This is a genomic window from Paeniglutamicibacter selenitireducens (genome assembly GCF_051550675.1).
Classification (GTDB): Bacteria; Actinomycetota; Actinomycetes; order Actinomycetales; family Micrococcaceae; genus Paeniglutamicibacter.
Genome location: NZ_JBPULF010000002.1, coordinates 435,756 through 451,069, shown reverse-complemented (window position 1 = coordinate 451,069; position 15,314 = coordinate 435,756). Strand labels below are relative to the sequence as shown.

15 protein-coding genes are annotated in these 15,314 nt (G+C 69.3%); 4 read left to right on the top strand and 11 right to left on the bottom strand.

Features of this window, described 5'->3' with window-relative positions:
- Positions 1-6: 6 nt before the first annotated feature.
- Together ACSYDW_RS05550 and ACSYDW_RS05545 are read right to left on the bottom strand one after the other, a co-directional pair.
- The gene (locus ACSYDW_RS05550; RefSeq protein WP_438337712.1) at positions 7-1,551 is read right to left on the bottom strand and encodes an FAD-dependent oxidoreductase; all 1,545 of its coding nucleotides are present in this window, start codon (positions 1,549-1,551) and stop codon (positions 7-9) included.
- Between the two features lie 115 nt (positions 1,552-1,666).
- Entirely contained in the window at positions 1,667-2,341 is a 675-nt protein-coding gene (locus ACSYDW_RS05545) for a TetR/AcrR family transcriptional regulator (RefSeq protein ID WP_438337711.1), read from the bottom strand.
- A 111-nt stretch (positions 2,342-2,452) separates the two neighbouring features.
- Here ACSYDW_RS05545 and ACSYDW_RS05540 point away from each other — a divergent pair, with 111 nt between their 5' ends.
- The gene (locus tag ACSYDW_RS05540) at positions 2,453-3,982 is read left to right on the top strand and encodes an APC family permease (RefSeq protein WP_438337710.1); all 1,530 of its coding nucleotides are present in this window, start codon (positions 2,453-2,455) and stop codon (positions 3,980-3,982) included.
- Between the two features lie 2 nt (positions 3,983-3,984).
- Positions 3,985-4,905 carry a carbon-nitrogen hydrolase family protein gene (locus ACSYDW_RS05535; protein WP_438337709.1) on the top strand — a complete coding sequence of 307 codons (921 nt, stop codon included), beginning with the start codon at positions 3,985-3,987 and terminating at the stop codon, positions 4,903-4,905.
- Here ACSYDW_RS05535 and ACSYDW_RS05530 read toward each other — a convergent pair.
- From ACSYDW_RS05530 to ACSYDW_RS05495, 8 genes are all read right to left on the bottom strand, one after another.
- A complete protein-coding gene (locus tag ACSYDW_RS05530) occupies positions 4,888-6,357 on the bottom strand; it encodes a cryptochrome/photolyase family protein (protein ID WP_438337708.1) in 1,470 nt (489 codons plus the stop codon). The two genes, ACSYDW_RS05535 and ACSYDW_RS05530, sit on opposite strands and share 18 nt — an antisense overlap.
- 73 nt (positions 6,358-6,430) lie before the next feature.
- Positions 6,431-7,285 carry a prenyltransferase gene (locus tag ACSYDW_RS05525; protein ID WP_438337707.1) on the bottom strand — a complete coding sequence of 285 codons (855 nt, stop codon included), beginning with the start codon at positions 7,283-7,285 and terminating at the stop codon, positions 6,431-6,433.
- Positions 7,282-7,608 (bottom strand): lycopene cyclase domain-containing protein, encoded by a 327-nt coding sequence (locus ACSYDW_RS05520; protein WP_438337706.1) that lies wholly within the window; start codon positions 7,606-7,608, stop codon positions 7,282-7,284. Before ACSYDW_RS05520 ends, ACSYDW_RS05525 begins: the two co-directional genes overlap by 4 nt.
- The gene (locus tag ACSYDW_RS05515) at positions 7,605-7,943 is read right to left on the bottom strand and encodes a lycopene cyclase domain-containing protein (protein ID WP_438337705.1); all 339 of its coding nucleotides are present in this window, start codon (positions 7,941-7,943) and stop codon (positions 7,605-7,607) included. Before ACSYDW_RS05515 ends, ACSYDW_RS05520 begins: the two co-directional genes overlap by 4 nt.
- A complete protein-coding gene (crtI, locus tag ACSYDW_RS05510; protein ID WP_438337704.1) occupies positions 7,940-9,565 on the bottom strand; it encodes a phytoene desaturase family protein in 1,626 nt (541 codons plus the stop codon). The genes ACSYDW_RS05515 and crtI overlap by 4 nt, the downstream gene beginning before the upstream one ends.
- Positions 9,562-10,440: a phytoene/squalene synthase family protein gene (locus ACSYDW_RS05505; protein ID WP_438337703.1), complete on the bottom strand. Its 879-nt coding sequence runs from the start codon at positions 10,438-10,440 to the stop codon at positions 9,562-9,564. The genes crtI and ACSYDW_RS05505 overlap by 4 nt, the downstream gene beginning before the upstream one ends.
- A gap of 5 nt (positions 10,441-10,445) precedes the next feature.
- A complete protein-coding gene (locus tag ACSYDW_RS05500) occupies positions 10,446-11,537 on the bottom strand; it encodes a polyprenyl synthetase family protein (protein WP_438337702.1) in 1,092 nt (363 codons plus the stop codon).
- A 2-nt stretch (positions 11,538-11,539) separates the two neighbouring features.
- On the bottom strand, positions 11,540-12,031 hold the full coding sequence (locus tag ACSYDW_RS05495) for a MarR family winged helix-turn-helix transcriptional regulator (protein ID WP_438337701.1): 492 nt from the start codon (positions 12,029-12,031) through the stop codon (positions 11,540-11,542).
- Between the two features lie 115 nt (positions 12,032-12,146).
- Between ACSYDW_RS05495 and ACSYDW_RS05490 the strand changes: the two genes are divergently transcribed.
- Both ACSYDW_RS05490 and ACSYDW_RS05485 read left to right on the top strand, forming a co-directional pair.
- Entirely contained in the window at positions 12,147-12,962 is an 816-nt protein-coding gene (locus tag ACSYDW_RS05490; RefSeq protein WP_438337700.1) for a TspO-related membrane protein, read from the top strand.
- A complete protein-coding gene (locus tag ACSYDW_RS05485; protein ID WP_438337699.1) occupies positions 12,959-14,473 on the top strand; it encodes an SDR family oxidoreductase in 1,515 nt (504 codons plus the stop codon). Before ACSYDW_RS05490 ends, ACSYDW_RS05485 begins: the two co-directional genes overlap by 4 nt.
- On the opposite strand, the gene ACSYDW_RS05480 is transcribed toward ACSYDW_RS05485, so the two are convergent.
- The gene (locus ACSYDW_RS05480; RefSeq protein ID WP_438337698.1) at positions 14,470-15,036 is read right to left on the bottom strand and encodes a MarR family winged helix-turn-helix transcriptional regulator; all 567 of its coding nucleotides are present in this window, start codon (positions 15,034-15,036) and stop codon (positions 14,470-14,472) included. The two genes, ACSYDW_RS05485 and ACSYDW_RS05480, sit on opposite strands and share 4 nt — an antisense overlap.
- Between the last annotated feature and the right edge of the window lie 278 nt (positions 15,037-15,314).

Sequence of the window (15,314 nt, the reverse complement as noted above, 5' to 3'; positions counted from 1 at the left end):
GCCGGCCTACCCGGGGACCTGCTCGAAGTGCGCCACGAACATGTCAGGGCGCACCAGGACCACCGAACCCTCCGCCAGCAGGTGTTTGGGGGCTGCCGGGAAAACGTGGCAGGGCATCCCGAGTTCCCCGGCAAGCTGGTTGGCCCTCTCCGAGGCGCTGGCCCCGTATCCGTGGACCTGCCAGGTGGCGTCGTTGAGTACCTCGAAATTGTCCGGGTACTCTCCGGTCCGGAAGGGAACCCATGGCAGCCGACGACCCATCACGTCCCCGCGGCGCCGGGCCTTGGCAAAGCCGCGCGCCAGGGACGCCCTGTCGCGGGCGTGCTCGGTCATCCAGTAGTGGATCCGTATCTGGGACAGGTAGCCGAAGAAGCGCCGGCCCGAGGGGACGCGGCCGATCACGCGGATGGCCACCGGCCAGATAACCGGAAGCAGGCGGATCCGCACCGTGCGTGCGAGCCGTGAACTTGAGGTCACGGCGCTGAAGACGCGGTCCGTGGTCGAAACAAGGCGCAGGGCCACGGGGCGGCGCTCGGCCTCGTAGCGCTGCAGGTAGTCCTCGCTCATCCGCCCCGACAGCACGTCGTTGAGCTTGCACACCAGGTTGTGCACGTCCTGCAGGCCGGTGTTCATGCCCTGCGCGCCGACGGGGGAGTGGATGTGTGCGGCATCCCCGGCCAGGAAGACCCTGCCGCGGGCAAAGGAATCCGCCACGCGGTGGTGCACCCTGTAGCGGGAGAACCACTGGGCGTCGGTGTACCGGACACCGAATTCCTGGCGCAGCGCGGTGCGGGCCTGCGCCTCGTCCATCCCGATGGCATCGCTCCCGGCGGTTTCCGGCTCGCTCACGATGCCCAGCAGCCTGCGGCGTTCCCCGCCGTGGGCATCGGTGCCCATGGGGAAACCGAGCATGAAGTTGTCCTCGGCGAAACGCACGTTGATTCCCGATCCCATGCCGCTCACGCCGTTGGCGTCAAGCACGTAGAACACCTGGTCCGCGGTCTGGCCCTCGAACCGGATGCCCAGTTGCTCGCGGACGCCGGATGATGCCCCGTCGGCGGCGATCACGTAGCGCGCAGAGATCTCCAGGGGTCCGTCGGGGCCGGTGCAGCGGACCTCGACGCGTTCGCCGGCCTCCCGCAGCGAGTCGAAGCCGTGCTCCCAGAGCACCGGGCGCCCGGCCTCCCGGAGCGCGTCGGAAAGGATTTCCTCGTTGGCGCTCTGCTCCAACATGGTCAGGCCCGCGTACCGGGTCTGGGCGTACCCCAGCCGGTTGAGCTTGATGCTCGTGAAGCTCGTGGCGCCGATGCCCGGGCGCAGCTCGCCGGTGGGGATGGCGCGGCGCAGGACCTCCTCGACGAGGCCGAGCTGGCGGTAGATCTCCATGCTGCGCGCCTGCAGGGCCAGTGCGCGCGACTCCCGGGTGGGTCCCGGCTTCGCGTCGACGACCTGCGCGTCGATCCCGAACTTGTGCAGCCACGCTGCGGCCATAAGCCCGGTGGGACCTGCGCCGATGACCAACACGTCCGTCTGAAGCTGCTTGGAATCCATGGTTCTCACGCTACGCCCGAATCCTGTGCAAATCACCAGTGCCGCAGCGGCACGCCGCGTGTCCGCCCGGCGTCGGCGCGGTGCCACAGGGGAGGCCGTGGCCCGCCCGGTCAGGCTAGGGTCTGCGGGTTTCCCCGGCCGCGGCTGCTGGGTCCCGGCGGCTCGGTGCGGGAGCGGCGCTGCCCGGGCCGTCGTCCGTGAGCCTGGTTCCGACCAAGTGCTCCGCGACGCTGCAGATCAGGTTGACCACGTCCTGGCGTGCCTTGGCGCCGGTGAGGATGTCCATCACCAGCCCGTCCTCCAACGCCACCAAGGTCCATGCGAGCGCATCGGCGTCCAGCGTCGGCCGAAACGCCCCCGAGGCGGTCCCGTCCCGGATGATGCGTCCGTAGATCGCCACTTCGCGCTGGTCCAGCACCCGGTCGGCGTCGTTCATTCCTGCATCACGCAGCCCGGTGGGCCAGAACTCGTAGAGAATGCGGGAATCGTTGCTGTCCAGGCCGCCGGTCGTGCCGGCCACGATGGCGGCCCGCAGGCGGGCCTCGGGTGTTGCGGCCGTCTTGACGGCCGCTTCGATGTGCTCGATGAAGGCATCGGACGACGCAAAAACGAGTTCACGGAAGATTTCGGCCAGCCCGCCGAAATAGTAGAGCACGGCCGGCGGTTCCATCCCCGCCTGGGCGGCGATCGCCCGCAGCGTGGTGCCGGCGGCGCCGTCGCGCACCGCAACGGTCTTGGCGGCGGCGAGGATCTCGGCGCGCCGTTCGGTCTGTCGATTGGGTCGTCCCATCCTGCCATTCTGCCTTAAGCGGGCGCGGACCTTGACAGCTGCCCCGGGTGTTGTTTGAATGACGTTCAGTAATCTGAATCACATTCAGACAAAATCGAAGGAGCATCCGCCATGAACGAATCCGCCCCGCCGAGTGCCCCGCCGACGTCCGCTGCCGACAAGGGCCTCCGCCGCGATGCCATCGGGATGGTGCGGATCGTGGCCGTCGGCCTGGCCGCAGTGGCACCCGCCTACAGCCTGGCGGTGACCCTCGGATTCGTCGCCGATTCCGTGGGCGTCCACGCCCCCGCAGCCTTCCTTGTCGGGTTCCTTCCGATCCTCTGCACCGCCTTTGCCTTCCGCGACCTCAACCGCGTGATGCCCGATTGCGGCGGCGTGTTCGTCTGGATTTCCCGCGTGCTGGGCCCCGTCGCCGGATGGTTCTTCGGAGGGTGGGTTCCCCAGGTGGCAACGTTTATCGCGACGGCGGCCCTGGCGCAGGTGGCCACGGTCTACCTCCTGGACTCCGTGGGGCTGGACGCACTCGCGGCGAACCCCGTGGCCACCGTTCCGCTGGCGATCGCCCTGATCGTGGCCAGCGCCGTGGTTGCGATCCGCGGGATCGAGCTCGCGGCCTGGGTCCAGTACGCCCTCATCGGCCTCCAGGTCTTGGCCATCGGCGGGTTCTGCGTCGGAGCGTTTCTGGCGATCGGACGCGGCACCGTTCCGGCGGGCGCCGAACCGGTCAGCCTGGATTGGTTCAACCCGTTTGCCGCGGACCCCTCGGGCCTTGTCGCGGGAGTGATCCTGGCGCTGTTCATCTATTGGGGGTGGGACTCGTTGATTGCCGTCAACGAGGAAACCACCCACCGCTCCCGCACCCCGGGCCGCGCCGCCATCGTCTCGACGGTGATCCTCTTGGTCCTCTACGTCATGGCCTCCGTGGCAGCGCTGGGATTCGGCGGCGTCGACCTGCTGACCTCGGACGAGGCGATCGGCGATGTCCTCTCGGTGATCGGCCCCCTGGCGACCGGCGAGTTCTTTGGCCGAATCATCACGTTGGCGATCGGCTTCTCCGCGCTGTCCGCGCTCTTCACGGTGGCCGTCGCGTCCCCGCGTTCCTGGCTGAGCATGGCAACCTACCGGGCACTTCCCCGATCGATCGGCACCGTGGACCCCAAGAGCCGCACGCCCAAGACCGCGACGCTGTGGTGGGCGGGGCTGAGCGTACTCACCATCGTGGTGCTGTCCCTGGTCTCCCCGGACTTCGTCGGCCTGGCCATCTTGTCCATCGGTTTGCTCGTCGCCGTGTACTACGCGGCCACGGCGATCGCGGCCATTGTCTTCTTCGCTCCCCGGATGGGGGACCCGAAGACCCTCGTCCTGGCCGGCATCCTGCCGGGGCTCGGGGCCCTGATGATGGCCATCGCGTTCGTCGCAAGCGCCATCGACATGGCCCGCCCCGAGTACGCCGGAGTTTCCTGGCTCGGCATCGGGGCGGTCTTCTGGATCGGCGTCGGGACGCTGGCCATCGGACTGGTTGTCGTGTTTGCGGTCCGGCCCCTCTGGCCCGAATTTTTCAGCCGCTCCACGATTCCCGTGGGCAATGCGGACAGTACCGATTTCCAGATCATGGATCCAACCGAAGAAATGAGCCACTGACCATGCGCATCCTCAACCTCGCAGCCATCCAGACCGCCCCGGTGCCCGGCGACCTTGAAGCCACGTACGAACGGTTCCAGGCGCAGGTGCGCGCCGTGACCGCCATGCGTCCGAACCTGGACCTGGTGGTCGTCCCCGAACTGCTGCTTGCCGCGCCGAAGGCAATGCTGGATCCCGACCCCGACTTCGACGAGCGCGCGGCAACCACCGTGCCGGGTCCTCTCACCGACCGGCTGTCCGCCCTGGCCCGGGAACTGGGGATCTGGCTTGTTCCAGGGTCGCTGGTCGAGCGTTCGGGGGAACACCTCTACAACACCGCCATTGCGATAAGCCCCGACGGGGAGGTCGTTGCCCGGTACCGCAAGATCTTCCCGTGGCGGCCCTACGAGACCCTCGAACCGGGCACCGGGTTCACGACGTTCGACATCCCGGGCGTCGGGCGCATCGGCCTGGCGATCTGCTACGACGGAAGCTTCCCGGAAGTGGCCCGCCAGCTGGCCTGGCTCGGTGCCGAGGTGATCATCCAGCCCACGCTCACCACCACCCGGGACCGCGAGATGGAGCTGGTCATGGCCAGGGCCAATGCATTCACCAACCAGGTCTTCGTCGTGAACGTCAATGGATCGGGTGCTGCGGGCGTTGGTGAGAGCGTGCTCGTCGACCCCGAAGGAACCATCATGCAGCAGGCAGGTCCCGGCGAGGAAACCCTCTTCGGGGTCCTGGACCTGGACAGGGTGTCACTGGTTCGCACCCATGGAACCCACGGCATCAACAAGCCCTGGGACGAGCTGGAAAGCAAGTGCGCCAGCCTTTCCTTCCCGATGTACGGAGGGGCGCGCATGCTGCCTCCGGTCTTCCGCACCGACCCCTCACAGGAGGATGCGCACCTGCACGATGAGGTTGCCTCAGTGGTTCTCCGTTAGGTCCCCCGGCGGCGGGCGCATACCCGCACCCGCCGCCGGGGTGCCGTGCATGTGCTCCTTCATGCGGGCATAGGCCTCAAGTGCACGGGCGCGGGATTCCTTCAGGTCGATGATCGGCCCGGCTGCCACCGGGGCGAACCTGGCGACGTAGGAGCCGCGCGGATCGAACTTCCTGGCCTGCAATTCCGGATTGAAGACCCTGAAGTAGGGGGACGCGTCGGCGCCGCAGCCGGCCACCCACTGCCAGTTGGCGGGGTTTGCCGCGGCGTCGGCGTCCACGAGCGTGTCCCAGAACCACTGTTCGCCGGCCCGCCAGTGGATGCCGAGGTTCTTCACCAGCAGGCTCGCGGTGACCATGCGGACCCGGTTGTGCATCCACCCGGTGTCCCAGAGCTGTTTCATGCCGGCATCCACCAGCCCGAAGCCAGTCTCGCCGCGGCACCACGCCCGGAAGTCGCCGGTGACAGCTGCCTCGCCGGCGTCCCGGGTGTCCCCGGGAACACCGTCGGAGGGCCATGCCCACTCGAACGCGTCGAACTCCTGGCGCAGGTTTTGCTCGGCCATCCCCGGCTGGTGGTAGAGCAGGTTCCAGCAGAAGTCGCGCCAGGCCAGCTGGCGCATCATGGCGCGTGCACCCGCGGCGGCCCCGGGGTTCGCGCCGATGAGCGTGCCGAGCGACTCCCACACCTGGACGGGGCTCAGGTGGCCCCAGCGCAGGGCCGGCGACAGCCGGGCGGTGCCGTCCAGGTCCGGCCGGTCGCGGGTTTCCGCGTACCCGGCGGCAACCTCGTCCAGGACCAGCTGCAGCCGCTCGCGCGCGCCAGCTTCCCCGGGAACCCATGCCCGGGCCAACCCGTGGGACCAGTCGGGGGACACGGGCAGCAGCGCCCAGTCGGCCAGCTCGTCGCCGGCTACCGGCGGGATCCCGGCAGGTTCCCGCGGTTGCGGTTCGCCCAGTGCCGGGCGCAGCGGCAGCCGTTGCAGGGCATTGAAGAACGGCGTGAAGACCTTGAACGGCCTGCCGTCCTGGGTCAGCGGCACCCACGGTTCCTGCAGCAGCATGCCCGAAAAGCTCGTGGCAGTGGTTCCCGATGCCCGCAGGATTTCCTTGACCCGGGTGTCCACCGCGCGTTCGGGGCCGCCGTAGCGGCGGTTCCAGAAGGCGGTCCCGACGCCGGCGGCGGAAACAATGCCGGGCAGGATGCTGTCCGCCGCGCCGCGCCGCAGGAACAGGGGAACCCCGAGTGCCTCGAGGCTTGCCCGGAGCTCGACCAGCGCATGGTGCAGCCACCAGCGGGCGGCCCCGCCCAACGGGCGGATCCCCGGGGATTCCTCGTCGAGGATGTACACGGCCAGCGTGGGGCCCGCGGCCAGGGCGGCGTCGAGCGCCGGATTGTCGGCGACCCGCAGGTCGTCGCGGAACCACACCAGGTTCGTGGTGCGTGGGGCCATCGGTGCGCCTTTCAGGGAATGCGTTCGAAGGACACCGGGTTGCCGGCAGGGCCCGGTACCCGGGGAAGCGGTGTCAGCGGTCAAGGGCGTACCGGATGAGCAGCATCGTGACGAAGAACCCGGTGACGTAGTTCAGCCAGAGGAACCTGGTCCACCCCGCGTGGGCACGCTCCGACTCGGCATCCTCCAGGTTGGCGTAGGGCAGCACGTTGGCCAGGTAGGGCAGCGCGAGCAACCCGGCCACGGGTCCGGGCCAGTCGGTGGACAGCAGCAGGCCGGAGAGCAGGTAGGTGAACGCTGCACCGCGCACCGTCCATTTGGCGCCGAGCACCGTTCCGATGGAACCCAGGGATGCGGCACGGTCCGGAATGATGTCCTGCACGGCGCCGAAGGCGTGGGAGGCCATGCCCCACAGGAAGAACGCTGCAAGAACCGCCAGCAACTGCCCGTCGAAAGGCGCGCCGGCAAGCACCAGCCCGTAGAGCGCGGGGGATACGAAGTGGGTGCTGGAGGTCAGCGAATCCAGGAAGGGGCGTTCCTTGAAACGCAGCCCCGGTGCGCTGTAGGCCAGCAACGCGAACATCGACACCAGCAGCACCAGGTTCGCCGACCACGACCCGGCCAGCAGCAGGACCGCCAGGAACGGCACCGTCGCGACGGCGCAGGCCACCAGGACGCCGCGGTGCCGGGTGCGCTCCAGCACGGCGCCCTCGGCCCCGCCCTTGCGCGGGTTGAGCAGGTCCGACTCGTGGTCGAACACGTCGTTCACGCCGTACATGGCCAGGTTGTAGGGGACCAGGAAGAAGAACGTGCCAACCACCCAGAGCCAATCGATCCGCCCCGCCGCCAACAGGTAGGCGGCGGCAAAGGGGTAGGCGGTGTTCACCCAGGAAAGGGGTCGGCTTGTCAGGAGCAGTGCGCGGATCATGTGCCGTCCCTTCCCGCCGGGACGGTGCCGCCGCCCAGCCACCACAGTGCCGGCATGAACAGCACTGCCGCGAGCGGATAGCTGAAGTCCTCGATCGGGGCCAGCCCCACGCGGATCCCCAGCAGTGAAGCCTGCCCGTAGTCGAAAAGCCCGGAGGCGATCATGAGGTTGTCGAAGACCGCTGTCAGCACCAGCAGGACGGCGGCGGTCGCCCCGAGGGCCGGCGCAACGGCCCCCAGCGGGATGCGGCGCAGCCGCAGGGCCACCACGAAGAGGGCCAGGGAGCCGAGCAGGAACCATCCGGAAAGAAGTGCGAAACTCACGGGGCATCGACCCCCGCCCGCGTGGTGGCCCGGTGCGCGCGCCAGGCGAGCGCCCCGTTGAGCAGCAGCATGGTTTGGTAGCAGAGGAAGAACAGGAAGAAGGCCTCCTCCAGGGGAAGCTGCTCGCCGAGCATCGCCCCCGTCATGAGCGGGGACTCGCGGTGCAGGAAGATCCCCTGGTCGATCGCCACGACGTCCCAGGCCAGGAAGATGCAGGTGCCCAGGGTCAGCGAGGCGAGGGCAGGGAGCGGCCGGGCGAAGACGAAAAGCCGGTACCGGGCATCGAGCAGCACCAGGCACCCGATCAGGGCCAGCAGCAGGAGCAGGTAGGTCACGTGGCCACCCGTTCTTCCGGCGCATCGCCCGCCGGTTCGCCCGGGCTTCGGCACGGGGCGGGCAGGGACAAGGGGCCGGGATCCTTGATCCCGTTCACGGCCTTTGCCACGATTTCCGCGCTGATCAGGCACATGGGCACCCCGATGCCCGGACGGACCGAACTCCCGGCATAGTGCAGGCCTTCCACCCGTTGGTTCCGGTTGGAGGGCCGGAAGAAAGCACTCTGCCCCAGGGTGTGCGCCAGCCCCAGCGCACTTCCGCGCCAGGCGTTCACATTCTCCACGAAGTCCCCGGGGCCATAGCTTTGCCGGACCACAACACGTTCCGCCAAATCCGCGATGCCCGCCCAGGCCGCGAGCTGGGCCAGGGCCGCGTCCGCGACGGCTTCCACCGGCGCGCTGCCGTGCCCGTCGGCCCCGCCGGTTCCCCACTCCGGCAGCGCCGGGGCGGGGACGAGGATGAAGAGGTTCTCGTGCCCGGCCGGGGCGACCCCCGGGTCCGTGGCGCTGGGCATGCACACGTAGATGCTGGTTTCGCGTTCCAGTGCCTCCCCGCGGTGGATGCGGCCGAAGTTCTCGTCCCAGTCCCGGGTGAAGAAGAGGTTGTGGTGCAGCAGCTTCGGCAGTTTGCCGCGGATGCCCAGGCAGAGCAGCACGGCGCTGGGGCCCGGGTCGCGGCGTTTCCACGACGACTCGGAGCGGGAGCGCAGGTGCGGGGGCAGCAGCCGCGTTTCGAGGTGGTGAAGGTCGGCGGCGCCGACCACGACGTCGGCCGCGAGGCGGTGCTCCGCGCCCGCGGCGTCGCGCCAGCGCACAGACTCCACGCGGGTCCTCCTGCCGCGGCGCACGGTGCCGATGCCCTCCGCCGTGGCGCCGGTAAGGATCTCGACCCCGGCCCCCGTGCAGACCTCCGCCATGGCGTCCACGAGCCCGGCGAAGCCGCCGAGCGGGTACTTCACGCCCTGGGTCAGGTCAAGGTGGCTCATCAGGTGGTAGAGGGCGGGGATGCGCCCGGGGCTGCCGCCCAGGAAGACCGCCGGGTAGCCCAGGAGCTGGCGCAGGCGCGGGTCCTCGAAGCGCTGCGCGATGAACGATTCCAGCGGGCGGGCCAGCAGCGGGGCCATCCCGGCGGCCAGCATCGGCAGCCGGGGGTTGAGCAGGGACCTGGCGGAGGTGAAGCCGTCGTAGAGGAAGTGCCCAAGCGCCTGCCGGTGGCCGCCGGCCGCGGAGGCCAGGTACTTGTCCAGGGCGGCTCCAGCCCCGGGTTCCAGGGACTCGAAGGCCTGAACGGCGCCGCGCCCCGCGGGAATGTCCAGCGGTTCGTCGTGGCCCTCGAACCAGGTGCGGTACCCGGGGTCCAGGTCCACCAGGTCCAGTTCCGCCGCCGTGGAGGTGCCCATGAGCCCGAACCAGTGCTCGAAGACCTCCGGCATGAGGTACCAGGAGGGTCCGGTGTCGAAGCGGAAGCCGGCGCGGTCCAGTCGGCCGGCCCGGCCCCCGAGGGTGTCCTGCTTTTCCAGCAGCGTGACCCGGTGCCCGGAGGCCGCCAGCAACCCGGCGGTGGCCAGCCCGGAGAACCCGCCGCCGATGACCACGACGCTTTCGGTGGGCGGGTGCGTCATGCCGCTGCCTTCCTGCGGGTGCCGATCGCCGAGCGCAGGGCGACGAGGGCCTTGCGCCGCGCGGGGACGGAAATCCGGCGGTGCACCAGCTGTTCGGCGCCGGTGCGGTCCAGCTCGTTCACCAGCGCGCCGAAGAGCCCGTGGGCCATGCGCACCGCGCGGGCCGCGCGCGGTGCCAGGTGCGGGATGCCAAGCTCCGCCGCGTCGAGGTCGGCGCGGATATCGGCGACAAGGGCGTCCTTGTGGGCGTCGGTGAACGCGGCGGGATCCAGCCCGGGGAAGTAGCTGCGGCCCAGCTGGCCGGTGTCCTCGGCGAGGTCGCGCAGGAAGTTGACCTTCTGGAAGGCGGAGCCCAGGTGCCGGGCCGCTCTCTCCAGCTCCGCCGCGTGGCCGGCGGGGGCCTGCGGCATGGATCGGAACACCCGCAGGCACATCAGCCCCACGACCTCGGCCGACCCGTAGATGTACTGCTCGAGGGTCTCGGCGTCGTGGGTGGCCACGGAAAGGTCCGCCCGCATGGAGGCGAAGAACGGCCGGGTCAGTGCCGGGCCGATGCCCTGGTCCCGGGCCGTGCAGGCGAAGGCGTGGACTATCAGGTTGGTGCTGTAGCCGGTGCGCAGCGCCGCCTCGGTTTCGGCCTCGAGCCGGGCCAGGGCCTCGGCGACGGCGTGCGGGTCGAGTCCCGCCTCCCGGGCCACCCCGTCCACGACCTCGTCGGCCAGGCGGACCAGTGCATAGATGTTCGAGATGTGCCGGCGGGAGGCGTGGTCGAGCATCCTGCAGGCCAGCGAGAACGACGTCGAGTACCGCCTGATGACCACGCCGGCGCTGCTGCTCGCGGCCTCCGTGTAACGCTCCAATGCCGTGTGTTCCATGGTGGCTAAGCCTCCCGGTGCATGATCAGCGAGGCGAAGTCCTCCAGCGCGGCACCCACGTGCGCCGGCAGCCTCAACTGGTGGGCCGCAGCGGTGGCGCCGTGGCAGAGTTCCCCGGCAAGCTGCCGGGCGAAGGACTCGGCGCCGGTGCGCCGCAGGCTCTCGCGCAGTGCCTCCAGGTCGATCCGGTGTTCGCGGTAGAGCTGCAGGTCCCGCGCGAACCCCGGCGCCGCGGAGGCCATGGCTGTGAGGATGGTGCTCTTGCCTTCGCGCAGGTCCGACTCGATGGATTTTCCCGTGGCCCGCGGGTCCCCGAAGGTTCCGAGCACGTCGTCGATGACCTGGTAGGCAACGCCGAGCTGGCTGCCGATGTCCCCGAGCGCGGCGGCCTGGTCGGTGTCGGCCCCGGCGAGCAGCGCCCCGGCGTGCAGCGGCACCCGGAAGGAGTACGCGGCGGTCTTCAGTTCCTCCATGCGCAGCACCTCCTGGACCGTGGCCGGGGAACCGGCGAGGGAGAACAAGAGGTCCTCCAGCTCCCCGGCCCCAGCGTGGTGGATGCCCTGGTGGAACGCGTTTTCGATGGCGTCCGCCGCAGGCAGGGAAGCGGCGGCCTTGAGGGCCAACTTGATGGATGCGGCGAGCAGCAGGTCCCCGGCGATGATCGCCGCGGCGTGGCCGGCATGCTCGGCATCGGCCCGGGACTTGCCCGCGGCGAGTGCCTCGTCGCGGTAGTGCGCCGAGAGTGTGGGCCGGCCGCGGCGCGCGAAGTCCCTGTCGATCACGTCGTCGTGCATCAGCAGCGAGCCGTGGAGCAGCTCGAAGGCGCAGCCGAGCGTCACGGCGCGTGCGGTGTCCCGGCCGCCGAAGGCCTCGTGGCCCAGCATGGCCAGGCGCGGCCGGGTGAGCTTTCCGCCCGCGAGTGCCGCACCGATGCGGTCCCAGAGGAGCGCCGTCGCGGGCGAGTACCCGGCGGCGGCCCGCCGGTACCCGGCGATGACCGCATCAAGTTCGCGGCGCACCGGGTGGTTCGGGGGCGGGGTGCCGTCGATCGTCGGTGCGGCGCCGGTCCGTGTGGTGCTGTGGGTTGGCAGGCTCATCGTCATCCCTTTCGATTCCCGGTGGTGGCGTTCTCCATGGCTTCGATCTGCCCATGCATGGCCCCGCGCACCCCGTCGAGGTAGCGCACGACGGCCCGCTCATCCTCGGGGGACATGGCCAGGGTGAGTTGCTCGGCGGCGTTGAAGAGCGGGTCCAGGGCCGCAAGCGTCTGGGCCAGGGCGGCGGGGCTGGGGGAGAGCAGGAAGCTGCGGCGGTCGCTCGGGTGGGGTGTGCGCAGCACATGGCCGCGCTTTGTCATCCTGTCGATGACCGCGGTGGTTGCCGCGGTGGAAATGCGCAGGTGCGCGGCCAATTCGCTGGGGGTCAGGGAGAGCAGGCGGATGAGGTGCCGCAGGGCCTGGAAGTCTGTCGCGTTGATGTCCAGATGGCGGCATATCGCGTGTTCGAGGGCGTCGTTGAGCACCAGTACCTCTTGCAGCAACCTCGAGGCGGGGTGTGGCGCAAAGCCGTCGTCCGGTGGTACCCGAGTCATCTTTACCCCTCAAGGTTGATTGCTAGCCTGTCTAGATACATGATGGGTTAACAAGTTGCTGCTTGTCGAGTGGAACGGGCAAGTACGTGGAAAATCCCCCTGGCAGGAGGCCCGGATGAGCGCCGAAGGAAAGACCCCGTTGACGATTCCGCTGGTTGTCGCGTTGGCCGTGTTCGCGGCGATCGGCGGGGCATTCGTGGCCAGCGGTGCGCTGGGCGGAACACCAATCAAGGATGCCGCGGACGGGTGGCTGGGGGCGGATTCGACGCTGCTGGCACCCGGCACCGGCGCCTTTGCGATATGGAGCGTGATCTACCTGGGGCTGGCCGTCTATGCGGTGTGGCAGCTGGGCGCGACGGCACGCATGTCGCCGACCCAGCGGGCCCTGCGGCCGCTGGCTGCCGCCTCGGCGCTCCTGAACGCGCTCTGGCTCGCCGCGGCGCAGCTCGGCTGGCTGGGAGCCACGGTGCTGGTGATGGCGGCATTGCTTGCGGTGCTGATCTGGATCTTCATGTTTCTGGTCAGGGAACCGCTGGAGAACCCCACCGAACGCTGGATCATGTGGCTGGTCTTCGGACCCTACCTGGGGTGGGTCAGCGTTGCGACGGTGGCCAACATCGCCGCATGGCTGGCCTCGCTCGGTGTAGGCCGCGATTCCGGGTGGGTGCAGCCGCTGGCGGTGGTGCTTGTCGTTGTCGCGGCGCTTATCGGCGCGGCGACAGTGCTGTATTCGAACGGACGGGTGTCAGCTGCCTTGGCCATGGCGTGGGGCGTTGCATGGATCGGGGTGGGCCGCAGTGACGGAGGAACCACTTCGAGTGTTGTTGCCGTGGGTGCGTTTGCCTGCGCCGGCGCCCTGTTGCTTTTCACGGTGATTGCCGGGGCAGTGCTCACTTCCCGCCGGAAGCGGTTGCAGGGGGCACGGCCATGAGCATCATCGCCGTGACGGGTGCCTCGGGCTACATCGGCGGGCGGCTGGTCCCGTTGCTGCTGGAGGAAGGCCACCGGGTACGGGTGCTGACACGCCGGAAGGACGCACTGCGCGATGTTCCCTGGAGGGCTCAGGTGGACGAGGTCCACGGCGACCTCACCGACTTGCGCGCCGCACGGGAACTCTGCCGCGGGGCATCGGTCCTCTACTACCTGGTGCACTCGATGGGCGGTACCTCGGACTTCGCCCCGCTGGAGGAACGCTGCGCCAGGACCATGGTGCAGGCGGCGAGAGACGAGGGAATCGAACGCATCGTATACCTGTCGGGGCTGCATCCCGACGGGGAGCTCAGCCGCCACCTGTCCTCGCGGGTCAGGGTGGGGGAGATCCTCGAGGCCAGCGGCATCCCCGTCCTCACCCTGCAGGCGGGGCTGATCATCGGCTCCGGCTCCGCAAGCTTCGAAATGGTCAGGCACCTCACGGACGTGTTGCCGGTGATGCCCGCACCGCGCTGGGTGCTCAACAAGGTCCAACCCATCGCCGTGCGCGACGCCCTGCACTACCTCGCCCGTGCCGCGGGACTCCCGCCGGAGACCCGTGGCGCCTTCGACATCGGCGGCCCGGACGCGCACAGCTACGGCGATTTGATGCGCCTCTATGCGGAGGCGGCGCACATCCGCCGACCCGTCATCTGGCCGCTGCCGGTGCTGACCCCGTGGCTGGCGGCCCAGTGGGTCAACCTCGTGACCCCGATTCCACGCTCCCTCGCGGTACCGCTGGTGGAATCCCTGCAGCACGACTGCGTGATGCGCAACAGGGACATCGACACGGTCATTGCATCTCCGGACGGGGGACTGACGGACTACCGCAGGGCGGTGGAACTGGCGCTTGCCAAGATGGAAGCCGACACCGTCGAAACGACGTGGGCCACCGCCCACGCGCTCGAGTCCCCGGCCGAACCGCTGCCCTCCGACCCCCAATGGGCCGGGCAAACCGTCTACACTGATGTGCGCGAACGCACGACGACAGCGACGCCGGGCCAGGTCTTCGCCGTTGTCCAGGGGATCGGCGGGGAAGCGGGATACTACTCGCTTCCCGGGGCCTGGGCAGTGCGCGGATTCCTGGACAAGCTCGCCGGCGGGGTCGGCTTGCGCCGGGGCCGCCGCAACCGCAGCTCCCTGGCGCTGGGCGACGCGTTGGACTGGTGGCGCGTCGAGGAAATCGTCCCGGACGAACTGCTGCGCCTGAGGGCGGAGATGCGGGTCCCGGGCCGCGCCTGGCTGGAGCTGTCGGTCATGCCCGTTCCGGGCGGGAGCCGCTATCGGCAGCGGGCCGTCTTCTTTCCCCGCGGGCTGGCGGGCCGCCTCTACTGGTTGTCCATCCTGCCGTTCCACGGGGTGATCTTCTCCTCGATGGCGCGCCGGATCACCAAGGCTGCGGAAAATCTCGGCGGCTCGAAGGACCGGGACCGACCCGGCAGATCCGGCACGGAGCCGGGTGTGGAGGGCTAGGCGTTATTGTCCTGGCGCTCGCCGACCGAGTCGATGCTGTCCTCCAGGTCGTGCGCGGTCTCGGCCAGGAAGCGGATGACGATGTCCCGCTCCGCTGCGCTGAGCCGTGCGGCGGCGCCGAAACGGGCGGCATGGTGGCGGCCGACCTGTTCGCGGGCCGCCATATGGGTTTCCGCGGTCACCGTGACGCGAAGCGAGCGGCGGTCCGTCGGGTGGGAGGTGCGCACCACGTGGCCGGCCTGCTCGAGGCGGTCGATCAGCTTGGTCACCGAGGCGGTGGTGATCGACAGATGCTTGGCCAGCATGCCCGGCGTGACGGACCTCGAGGTGTTCTTGGCAGAGATCAGGTAGCGGATGGCCCGCATGTCCGTCTCGTTCAGGTTCATGTAGCGCTGGGAGGCACGCGAGATCTTGCGCTCGACCGCCCGCAACCGGCCCATCTCCGCCATGATGCGGTCGATCTGCGCCAGTGTTTCGCCGTCCAGCCCGGACCTGTCGATCAGTTCGCTGCGGGGGTCGCTCGCATCGAGGTTGAAGATGGTGGGAAGCTCTTCGCGTTCCATTGGCTTCCCCGCCTTCCTCGATTCACGCCGATGTAGTTGACCAATTCATGATACGGCTCTCGGGTGGCGGCCAGCCCAACCCACCGTTCGGTGTCGGCAGCACACCTCCGTCGGCTCCGGCCGCGGGCGCAAACGCGTGCCCAATCTCACCGTCGCGGTGCTGGACATGCGTGGGACAATGGTAAGGATGACTTCCCCCATTGAAACCCCAGAGACCGTGCCTGCCGAAACTGCGCCCAGCGCGCAGGACGTGGCCGAGCGCCGTGCCGCCCAGGCAA